The 8,419-nt window shown below is 65.2% G+C and carries 6 protein-coding genes; 5 read left to right on the top strand and 1 reads right to left on the bottom strand.

Annotation, left to right across the window (positions count from 1 at the left end; genetic code table 11):
- Positions 1-13: 13 nt before the first annotated feature.
- The 5 genes from CAG00_RS01470 (at position 14) to CAG00_RS01450 (ending at position 6,204) form a co-directional block, all read left to right on the top strand.
- On the top strand, positions 14-1,750 hold the full coding sequence (locus tag CAG00_RS01470; protein ID WP_085592709.1) for a type I secretion system permease/ATPase: 1,737 nt from the start codon (positions 14-16) through the stop codon (positions 1,748-1,750).
- A gap of 6 nt (positions 1,751-1,756) precedes the next feature.
- Entirely contained in the window at positions 1,757-3,097 is a 1,341-nt protein-coding gene (locus CAG00_RS01465) for an HlyD family type I secretion periplasmic adaptor subunit (RefSeq protein WP_085663267.1), read from the top strand.
- Position 3,098: 1 nt separating this feature from the next.
- Positions 3,099-4,427, top strand: coding sequence for a TolC family outer membrane protein (locus CAG00_RS01460; protein WP_085619186.1), 1,329 nt, complete (start codon positions 3,099-3,101; stop codon positions 4,425-4,427).
- Positions 4,428-4,626: 199 nt separating this feature from the next.
- Entirely contained in the window at positions 4,627-5,490 is an 864-nt protein-coding gene (locus CAG00_RS01455; RefSeq protein ID WP_085663266.1) for a sensor domain-containing diguanylate cyclase, read from the top strand.
- A gap of 45 nt (positions 5,491-5,535) precedes the next feature.
- Positions 5,536-6,204, top strand: coding sequence for a bifunctional 2-polyprenyl-6-hydroxyphenol methylase/3-demethylubiquinol 3-O-methyltransferase UbiG (locus CAG00_RS01450; protein WP_085663448.1), 669 nt, complete (start codon positions 5,536-5,538; stop codon positions 6,202-6,204).
- Between the two features lie 144 nt (positions 6,205-6,348).
- Here the strand turns inward: CAG00_RS01450 and quiC are convergent, their stop codons facing one another.
- A complete protein-coding gene (gene quiC / locus CAG00_RS01445) occupies positions 6,349-8,256 on the bottom strand; it encodes a 3-dehydroshikimate dehydratase QuiC (protein WP_025338610.1) in 1,908 nt (635 codons plus the stop codon).
- Positions 8,257-8,419: the final 163 nt, after the last annotated feature.

Here is an 8,419-nt window from a genome sequence, read left to right as displayed (position 1 = left end):
AAGGGAGGCCCCGATGCACAAGCCACCACGCACTCGTTCCGAGCTGGCCGACGTGCTGTTCCGCCTGCGCCGCAGCTTTTTTGCCCTGGCCGCCTTCAGCGGCGTCATAAACGTCATGATGTTGACGCCAGCAATTTATATGTTGCAGGTGTACGACCGCGCCCTGGTCAGCCGCAACGTCACCACCCTGACCATGCTCACCCTGCTGGTGATCGGCTTGTTCATGCTGATGTCGGCCCTGGAGATGGTCCGTACCCGCGTACTGATCCGGGTCGGCAACTTCCTCGACATGGACCTCAACCGACGCATCTTCAGCGCTGCCTTCGAACGCAACCTGAGCCGCGCCGGCGGCAACCCGGCCCAGGCCCTGCAGGACCTTGCGCAGGTGCGCCAGTTTCTGACCGGTAACGGCCTGTTCGCCTTCTTCGATGCCCCCTGGACGCCGATCTACCTGCTGGTCTGCTACCTGATCCACCCACTGCTGGGGCTGGTGACGCTGATCGGCTCGCTGATCCTGGTGGGCCTGGCCTACCTCACCGAGAAGGCCACGCAAAAACCCTTGGCCGAGGCCAACCAGGCGGCCATGTCGTCGGCCAGCTATGCCAACAACAACCTGCGCAACGCCGAAGTGATCGAAGCCATGGGCATGCTGCCGGAGATAGGCAAGCGCTGGTACCAGGGGCACTTGCGCATCCTGCAGATGCAGACCCTGGCCTCCGACCGCGCCGCAATGATCAGCAGCACCGGGCGCTTCGTGCGCATCACCTTGCAGTCAGTGATCCTCGGTGCCGGCGCACTGCTGGCGATCGAGGGCAAGATCACCCCCGGCATGATGATCGCCTGCTCGATCCTTACCGGCCGCGCCCTGGCCCCGGTTGAACAGGCGATCGCCGCGTGGAAGCAACTGCTGGGCTGCCGTTCCGCCTGGGGCCGGCTCAACGACCTGCTGCACGACTACCCGCAGCGGCCACCGAGCATGTCGCTGCAGCGGCCAATGGGCATGCTGGCCGTGGAAAACGTGATCGCAGGCGCCCCCGGCACCAACAACAACATCGTGCGCGGGGTCAGCTTCAGCCTGGTCCCGGGTGAAAGCCTGGGCATCATCGGCCCTTCGGCCTCGGGCAAATCCACCCTCGCCCGCCTGCTGGTAGGCGTGTGGCCGACCCAGGCCGGCAAGGTGCGCCTGGACGGCGCCGACATCTTCACCTGGAACAAGGCCGAACTTGGCCCGTGGCTCGGCTATCTGCCGCAGGATGTGGAGTTGTTCGAGGGCACTATCGCCGAGAACATCGCACGCTTCACCGAAGTGGACAGCGAAGCGGTGATCCGCGCTGCCCGCAGCAGTGGCGTGCACGACATGATCCTGCGCTTCCCGCAGGGCTACGACACCCGCCTGGCAGCCGACGGCAGCCCGCTGTCCGGTGGCCAGAAGCAACGCATCGCCCTGGCCCGTGCGCTGTATGGCGAGCCGAACCTGGTGGTGCTGGACGAGCCCAACGCCAACCTCGATGACGTTGGCGAAAAGGCCTTGGTCGATGCGCTGGCCGAACTCAAGGCGCGCGGGGCCACGGTAATCCTGATTTCCCACCGGCCTAATGTGCTGTGCGCGGTCGACAAGGTGCTGATGCTGCGTGACGGTGCCGTGCACATGCTCGGCAGCCGCGACGAAGTGTTCGCGGCGCTGCGCAAGGCCAGCGTGATCCCGGCGGCGACCGCAGCGCCGCTGGCCTCGGTAAAAGCACGGGAGTGATCGATCATGCAGATGACCCAACACACCGAATTGATTCCCGCCGAGGCCCGCAACGGTATCGACCTGGACATGGGCCGGCCGGCACGCTGGGGCGTATGGATGGTCATCGCCGGCTTTGGCGGCTTCCTGCTGTGGTCGTGCCTGGCGCCACTTGATGCCGGGGTGGTCGCCACCGGCACGGTCAAGGTCACCAGCAACCGCAAGGCGGTGCAGCACCTGACCGGCGGCACGGTCGAGGCGATCCTGGTGCGTGAAGGCGACATGGTGAAGAAAGGCCAGGAGGTGGTACGCCTGGACGCCCTGCGCGCGGTGGCCGAACAGGGCGCGGTCAGTGCCCAGTACATCGTCAGCAAGACCGTGGAAAACCGCCTGAAAGCCGAACGCGATGGCCGCGACAAGGTCACCTTCGACCCTGCCCTGCTCAAGCACTACGGCAACGACCCGCGCCTGCTGGCAGCCATGGACCTGCAACAGCGCCTGCTGGACACCCGCCGCGCCGGCCTTGCTGGCGAACTGAGCATCCTCGAGGAAAACCTGGCCGCCACGGCGGTGCAGCTCAAGGGCCTGCAGCAGGTGTACGGCGCCCGCGCCTCGCAGATCGGCTTCCTCAACCAGGAACTGCAAGGCACACGCGTGCTGGCCGCCGAAGGCTATGTGCCACGCAACCGCCTGCTGGAGCTGGAGCGCAACAATGCCGACCTGTCCGCCGGCCAGGCCGAAAACCTCAACAACATTGCCCGGGCGCGCAGCCAGGCCACCGAGATCAAGCTGCGCATCCTGCAACGCCAGCACGACTACCTCAAGGAAGTGGAATCGCAACTGACCGATACCGCCAAGGAGAACACCACCCTGGCCGATCGCCTGCGCGCGCTGGACTACGAAGTGACCCACACGGTGATCCGCTCGCCGATCGACGGCATGGTCCAGGCACTGAGCATCGCCACGGTCGGCGGCATCATCCAGCCTGGAGCCAAGATCATGGAGGTGGTGCCGCTCGACCAGCCGTTGCAGGTCGACGCGATGATCCCGGTGCAGGCCATCGACAAGATGGTGCCGGGCCTGGACGTGGACCTCGCCTTCCCGGCCTTCAACCATGCGAAGACGCCGAACATCCCCGGGCGGGTCATGACCATTTCCGCCGACCGCCTGATGGACGAAGAAAGCAAGCAGCCGTACTACCTGGCCCAAGTGGAAGTGACGCAAGGCGGCATGGGCCTGCTGGGCAGCAACCACATCCGCCCCGGCATGCCGGCCACCGTCACCATCAAGACCGGCGAGCGCAACCTGCTCAGCTACCTGCTCAAGCCGATGCTCGAACGCGTGGACGCCTCGTTCAAGGAGCAATGACATGAATCGCCCGTGCCTGATGTTGTGCCTGTTGGGGTTGTCCGTACAGGCCAGTGCCATGGACCTGAAGCAAGCCTGGGACCTGCTGCAGTACCAGGGCCCGATCTACCGCGCCGCGGTGCACGAGAAAGAAGCCGGCAGTGAGAACCGCGCCATCGGCGAGGCCGGCCTGCTGCCGCAGATCAACGCTGCGGGCTACTTCAACAAGGTCAATGGCAGCCAGCGGCAGAATGGCCGGGACAGCGACCTGGACTATGACTCCAAGGGCGCCAACGTGCGGTTGCGCCAACCGCTGTTCAACAAGCAGAAGATGGCCGAGTACCGCCAGGGCCAGCAACGTGCCGACTACAGCGTGGCGGTGTTCGATGCCAAGACCCAGGACGCTGCGGTGCGCCTGGCCGACGCCTACTTCGACGTGCTGCTGGCCAGCGAAACCATCACCCTGGCCAAAGCCAAGCTGAATGCCTTCGAAGAGCAGCTGGCGTCGGCGAAGCGGCGCATGGAGCTGGGTGCCGGCACCATTACCGACATCGACGAGTCAGTAGCCCGTCGCGACCTGGCCGAGGCCGACCTGATCGAGGCCCAGGACAACCTGGTCAACGCCCGCCGCAAGCTGGAGGAATACATCGGTGAAACGCCGGAGTCGCTGACCACCTTGCAGCCGGGCTTCAGCACCCCGCCGCTGATGCCGGGCAACCTGCAGGACTGGCTGGTCAAGGCCCAGGCCGACAGCCCATTGATTCATGCGCGCCGGCACAACTACGAGCTGGCCGAAGAAGAAGTGAAACGCGCCCGCGCCGGGCACTGGCCGACCCTGGATTTCGTGGCGGGCTATACCGCCGGCAGCAGCCAGTCGATTTCCGAACTGAACCAGCGCAACCACTACAGCTCGATCGGGCTGGAGCTGAACATTCCGTTGTACAGCGGCGGCAGCACCAGCGCCCTCACCCGCCAGGCCAGCGCCAACAGTTCCAAGGCCCTGGATGAACTGGACGCCACGCGCGAGGAAGTGATTTCCGGCACCACTCGCGAGTACCGCGGCGTGCAGAGTGGCGCCTTGCGCATTCAGGCGCTGGAAAAGGCCGTGGCGTCGAACGAACGCTCGCTGCTTTCGGCCCGCAAGGGTTTCCGGGAAGGCGGTACCAGCACCAACTCGGATGTGCTCAATGCCGAGGAATTGCTGTTTGACGCCCGGCATGACCTGTTCGAGGCGAAGCTGAACTACCTGATGTCGCGGCTGCGCCTGGCATCGTCGGTGGGCAGCCTGGGGGATGACGATATCCAGCAGATCAACGATTACCTCGGGCCGGAACTATTGGTTACCAATTGATGCTGCCTTTGTGGGAGCGGCCTTGTGTCGCGAAAGGGCCGCAAAGCGGCCCCGGCAATTTCTGCATTGGTGCTGAAACCCTGGGGCTGCTGCGCAGCCCATCGCGACGCAAGGCCGCTCCCACAGGGTATGCGGCGCCTACCGCATTTTGCTCCATTTCAGGCTATGATCGGTCACCCCGCCGCGGACGCCCTGCCCCATGCCCGTAGACCTGCAAGCGTTATACCCCAGGCTGATCCACCTGATGCTGGACACGGTGTTCGTGGTCGACCGGGACAACCAGATCGTTTTCGTCAGCGATGCCTGCGAGGCGCTGCTGGGCTACCGGGCCTGCGAATTGATCGGCACCCCGATCACCGACTACATGCACCCTGACGACCTGGCGATCACCCGCGCATCGATCGTCCGGGTGATGAACGGCCAATCCCACTACGACTTCCGCAACCGCTACATCCGCAAGGATGGCGGTATCGTGCATATCCTGTGGGCCGCCTGCTGGTCCGATGAGGCCGATGCCCGCGTCGGTGTGGCGCGGGATGTCACCGCCCAACGCCAGGCCGAGGAGGAACTGCGCTTCCTGGCCCACCATGACCCACTCACCCGCCTGGCCAACCGGGCCATGTTCAATGAGCGGCTGGACACCGCCCTTGCCGCGGCCCGGCACCACAACCACCCGCTGGCGTTGCTGTTCATCGATATCAATGACTTCAAGGACATCAACGACAACCACGGCCACAGCGTGGGTGACCGGGTGCTGTGCACCCTGGCGCGGCGCCTGGAAGGCTGCGTAGGTGCGACCGATACAGTGGCGCGGATGGGTGGTGACGAGTTCACCGTGCTGCTGACCGACTACGTGTCGCCAGAGGCCATCGCCGAGCAGGTGGCACGCATCCTGGCCGCCATGGCGGAGCCACTCGGCGCCGAGTTTGCGGGCATCGATGCGCCATCCTGCAGCATTGGCGTGGCCCGTTTCCCCGAGGACGGCAACGATGCCGACATGCTGCTGCGCCATGCTGATGGCGATATGTACCGGATCAAGCGACAGCACGCTGCGGCCGGCTGAGCGCTTTGGCGGCCGCCAGCGGAAACGAGCACGACGGAGATGACCATGCGCAACCCTGAAGACGCCTTGCTCGACAGCTGGCAGCACAACGCCCAGGCCTGGATCGATGCGGTACGCAGCGGCAGTATCGAGAACCGCCGCCAGGTCACCGACCAGGCCATCCTGCTGGCCATTCTTGGCCGCCAGCCCGAACGGGTGCTCGACCTGGGCTGTGGTGAAGGCTGGCTGTTGCGCGCGCTGGGCGACCGGGGTGTCGAGGCGGTAGGTGTGGATGGAGACCGGGCGCTGGTGGATGCCGCGCGTGCTGCAGGTTCCGCCGAGGTGCACCTGGCCAGCTATGCACAGCTGGCCGCCGGGCAGGCCTATGTTGGCAAGGACTATGACCTGATCTGCGCCAACTTCGCCCTGTTGCAGCAGGACATCATCCCGCTGCTGGCGGCGATGAATGCGTTGCTGGCGCCCGGCGGTGCGCTGGTGATCCAGACCCTGCACCCGTGGGGCGTGGCGGATGGGGATTACCAGGATGGCTGGCGGGAGGAGGCGTTTGCCGGGTTCGCCGGGGATTGGCAGGTGATGCCGTGGTACTTCCGTACCCTGGCCAGCTGGTTGAACGCGCTGGACATGGCGGGGTTGCGGCTGGTCAGCCTGCAGGAGCCACAGCACCCGCAGAGTGCGCTGCCGCAGTCGCTGCTGTTGGTGGCCGAACGCCCTTGAAGCATACGCGGTCGGTGTAGGAGCGGCCTTGTGTCGCGATGGGCCGCAAAGCGGCCCCAAGATTCATGCGGTGCTGCTGAAATCCTGGGGTCGCCTTGCGGCCCATCGCGACACAAGGCCGCTCCTACAGGGACCGCGCCGGGCTCAGAGGACCGGCTTGCGCGCCGCCCCGCTGCGGGCCTTGGCCATGGCTGCCAGGCGCACCGCAACGTTGGCCGCACCGTAACCGGCATACCCCCCCTTGCGCTGGATGATCTCGAAGAAGAAACGCTCTTCGAACGGCTCGGTGTACACGTGGAATAGCTCGCCGCCCTGGGCATCGCGGTCGTACAGCACGTTGTAGTACGCCAGTTCGCTGAGGAACTCGTCGTCGAAATCGAAACGCGCCGCTAGGTCGTCGTAGTAGTTCAGCGGGATCTCCAGCAACGGTACCCCAGCCAGTTTTGCCCGCGCCACCTCGCGGAAGATGTCGTCGCAATCGAAGGCGATGTGGTGCACGCCCGAGCCACGGTAGCTGGACAGCGCATGGGCGATGGCGGTGTTGCGGTTTTCCGAGATGTTCAGCGGCAGGCGCAGAGTGCCGCATTGGCTACGCAGGGCGCGGCTCTTGACCAGGCCATAAGGGTCCGGCAGCACCACTTCGTCGTCGGCAGCGAAATCGAACAGGCTCTTGTAGAACAGCACCCAGCTGTCCAGCGACTCGGCCGGCAGGGCCAGGGCCATGTGGTCGATACGGCGCAGGCCGCCGGTGGCCGTGGCGTTCTTGTCAAGGCTGAAGTCGGTGTCGTACAGGGTCTGGCCGGCAGTGCCCTGCTCCACCAGATACAGCAGGCTGCCATCTGGCGCACGTACCGCCGGCACTTCGCACTCGTTGGGCCCGACCAGGCCACGGAACGGCTGGCCACGGAAGGCGGTGGCGCGCTTCAAGGCGGCTTGCTGGTCCTTGACCCGCAGCGCGGTGGCACACAGCGACGGCCCGTGGGCCTCGAAGAAGTTGTGGCCGAAGGAATAGGGTTCGGCGTTCAGCACAATGTTGATATCGCCCTGGCGCAGCAGCTGCACCTCTTTGCTGCGGTGCTTGCCGGCATCGGCAAAGCCCAGGCGCTTCAGCCAGCTGCCCAGGCGCGCTCCAACGGCTTCGTCGACCGCGAATTCGAGGAACTCCACACCGTCATAGGCACTGGCCGCCGGTGGGGTGAACAGTACACCGGGCTCGATCGAGGTACCTTCCTGCTCCAGGCGCAGGCGTGTGTGCTCTTCGAGGTACAGCAGCGAACGCAGGCCGTCGGCGGCGTTCTGCCGGGGCGGTGCGGCGCGGAACCCATCGTTGAAGATTTCCAGCGACAGCGGCCCGCGGTAGCCAGTGGCAAGAATTGGCGCCAGGAAACCGGCCATGTCCATCTCGCCCTGCCCCGGGAAGCAGCGGAAGTGGCGGCTCCACTCCAGCACATCCATGGCCAGGATCGGCGCGTCGGCCATTTGCACGAAGAAGATCTTGTCGCCGGGGATGTCGCGGATCGCGCTCGGGTCGCCCTTGAGCGACAAGGTGTGGAAGCTGTCGAGAATCACCCCGAGGGCCGGGTGGTCGGCCTGGCGCACCAGGTTCCAGACTTGCTGGTAGGTGTTGACGTGGCGGCCCCAGGCCAGCGCTTCGTAGCCAATGCGCAGGCCGCGTTTGCCAGCGTGCTCGGCCAGCAGGCGCAAGTCATCAACCAGCAATTGTTCTTCGCCCAGGGCATCGGCCTGGACGTTGCTGCATACCAGCACCAGGTCGGTGCCCAGTTCCTGCATCAGGTCGAACTTGCGCTCGGCGCGGTCGAGGTTTTTCTGCAGGCGGTCGCGGCGGCAGCCCTCGAAATCGCGGAACGGCTGGAACAGGGTGATGGCAATACCCAGGTCGGCGCACATCTGCCGTACCTGGCGCGGGCTGCCGGCGTAATAGAGCAGGTCGTTTTCGAAGATCTCGACGCCGTCAAAACCGGCGGCGGCGATGGCTTCGAGCTTTTCCGGCAGGGTGCCGCTCAAGGACACGGTAGCGATCGAACGCTGCATGGCGGGAGTTCCTTGTTGTTAGAGGGTTGAGGCCAGGGCTGCCTGTACCGGCCCAATCGCCGGCAAGCCAGCTCCCACAGGATTGGCGCATACCTTGTGGAAGCTGGCTTGCCGGCGATAGGGCCAGACCTGGAAAATCAGGACCACAGTTCCTGGCACGATC

Origin of the sequence: Pseudomonas sp. B5(2017) (genome assembly GCF_002112825.1) — a bacterium.
GTDB lineage: Bacteria > Pseudomonadota > Gammaproteobacteria > Pseudomonadales > Pseudomonadaceae > Aquipseudomonas > Aquipseudomonas putida_Z.
Note: the sequence above shows the minus strand (reverse complement) of the source record. Positions and strands in the feature narration are given on the sequence as shown.